4 protein-coding genes are annotated in these 2,008 nt (G+C 68.8%); all 4 read left to right on the top strand.

Features of this window, described 5'->3' with window-relative positions; translation table 11 throughout:
* Positions 1–658 (top strand): hypothetical protein (locus BQ9843_RS08795; protein ID WP_230205623.1); only part of this gene is annotated, 658 nt, incomplete at its 5' end.
* Positions 659–668: 10 nt separating this feature from the next.
* Positions 669–1,502 carry a hypothetical protein gene (locus BQ9843_RS06230; RefSeq protein WP_075844322.1) on the top strand — a complete coding sequence of 278 codons (834 nt, stop codon included), beginning with the start codon at positions 669–671 and terminating at the stop codon, positions 1,500–1,502.
* On the top strand, positions 1,490–1,801 hold the full coding sequence (locus BQ9843_RS06225) for a hypothetical protein (RefSeq protein WP_143327637.1): 312 nt from the start codon (positions 1,490–1,492) through the stop codon (positions 1,799–1,801). The genes BQ9843_RS06230 and BQ9843_RS06225 overlap by 13 nt, the downstream gene beginning before the upstream one ends.
* A 17-nt stretch (positions 1,802–1,818) precedes the next feature.
* Positions 1,819–2,008: holin (locus BQ9843_RS06220; protein WP_075844348.1), on the top strand; the 190-nt coding region annotated here is incomplete at its 3' end.

Below are 2,008 nucleotides of genomic sequence, written 5' to 3'. Positions count from 1 at the left end.
CGCGGGAGCCGACGGCCAGGCCGAGGCCGAGCGCAAGGCCGCTGAGTCCGAGCGCGTGACTGCGGAGGAAGCGAGGGCCGCTGCGGAATCGGCCCGCGTGAGCGCCGAGAACCAGCGCGAGATCGACCAAGCGAAGAACAACGCCGACCAGGCCGCCAACAACCAGGCCGCGCAAGGTCTCATCGCCGTCCTTCTGACGGACGGCCAGTACGACCCGACCACGCGAGAACCCACCGTGACTGGCGAGGTCGGCAAGATGTACATGGTGCCGTCCGGCCTCAGCGGCAGCGAGAACCGCTACTACGAGTGGATGGTGCTGAACGGCGAGTGGGAGCGCGTGGGCACCACGGACGCGGCCATGGAGCCGTTGACCACCGACGAGGTGGACACCGTGGCTGGCGGCGGCACCGTCACCAACAACAAGGTGCTGACGGGCACGGGCCTTACGTACATGTGGGGGAAGCTCAAGGCGGCTTTCGCAGCCCTTGGCCACAAGCACGACGCGTCCGACATTACGAGCGGCGCGCTGCCAATCTCCAACGGCGGCACCGGGGCGGCCACGGCGGCGGAAGCGCTCGCCGCGCTCGGCGTGACCGTCGGCGAGGCCGACGCGCCGGAGACGGGCGCTCCCGGCTCGATCTACATCAAGATGCTCTAGGGGGTGCGCCATGGCTCATTGGGAAGGCGGGGTGTGCCAGCGCACGGGAAGGACCGTGTGCAGCCTGGACGCCACCGTGACGAACGTCAACGACATGCAGGCCACGGTGAGCCTCACCGGCTACTCGTGGTCGGACATCGTGGACGCGTGGGGATTCGACCTGTGGGTCGGGAACGGCACCGTGCTCGGAGCATCCGGCGTCAACGGAGAGAGCAAGACGCATCCGAGATGGTCGACGACGACCAAGGTCCCGAGCGGGGGCCTCAAGCGCACCGTGACCGTGCCGCGCGCCTGGGGGGAGGACACGACGCTCGCCGTGTGGTGCCGGTACAGCGACTCCAACCCGGTGAAGTATCACGGCAGGCTCGACGCCTCCGTGACGATCCCGCGCATGACCTCCCCGGTCCATGCCGTGAGCGCCGTGGCGGACAAGGCCGCAGTCCTGCCCGGAGAGCCCGTGTCGCTGACGATCACGGACTCGAATGGCGCCAGCAAGGCGTGGATGGACCACTTCGAGATCTGGTGCGGCGGCAAGCTTGCCGCGAAAGGCGCGACCGACCACACGATCAACCGCAGCGAGACCCTATCGATCGTCCCGAGCGACTACGCGCCTGGCGGCGGCGACCTCGACATCACAGTCAAGAGCGTGCACGAGTGGTACGGGACCTACCCGGAGGCGTGCGCGACCGTGACGGTGCGCGTCTGCCCGCCAGTGATCGTGTACGACGGGACCGGCGCGGCGAGGGTCGGCGCGGTGACCGCGTACGACTCGGCTGGCGCGGGCCGCAGGTGCGTGCCGAGCGCGTACGGGCCTGACGGGAAGGTGAGGGCGTGTACGGTATGACACCTGGCGAGATCACGGCCGCGGTAAGCGTCTCCATCGCTGTGGCCACCTTCCTTTTCGGGCGGCTCACGGCCATGAGGGATCAGGTGAGCGACAAGACGCGCATGAGCGAACGGCTCGACCGCATCTGGGAGACGTGCAGCGACACCCGCGACGCGGTGCGCGAGATGAGCAGGAAGCTCGACGACCACTCAGAGCGGCTGACCCGCGTCGAGCAGCAGGTGCATGCGCTGGCGGCGCGGGTGGAGCGTGTCGAGGACAACTGTGACGCACGGTTCCGCACGGGCGGGACCGATTAAGGAAAGGAAGCTTTCACATGGACGAGTACAGGGACTGGGCCGTCGCGGCCCTCACGCGAGCGGTGAAGACGGCGGCGCAGACGGCCGTCTCGCTCATCGGCACCGGCGCGGTCGGCTTCACCGACCTCGACTGGCTGCAGATCGCGAGCGTGTCCGGCGTCGCCGCAGTGGTGAGCCTGCTCACCTCCGTGGCGGGACTGCCGGAGG

This window comes from Collinsella bouchesdurhonensis, assembly GCF_900155365.1.
Classification (GTDB): Bacteria; Actinomycetota; Coriobacteriia; order Coriobacteriales; family Coriobacteriaceae; genus Collinsella; species Collinsella bouchesdurhonensis.
Note: the sequence above shows the minus strand (reverse complement) of the source record. Positions and strands in the feature narration are given on the sequence as shown.

Excerpts from the sequence above, each read along its gene's own strand:
- BQ9843_RS06230 (WP_075844322.1), top strand. The coding sequence starts at position 669 with ATGGCTCATTGGGAAGGCGGGGTGTGCCAGCGCACGGGAAGGACCGTG.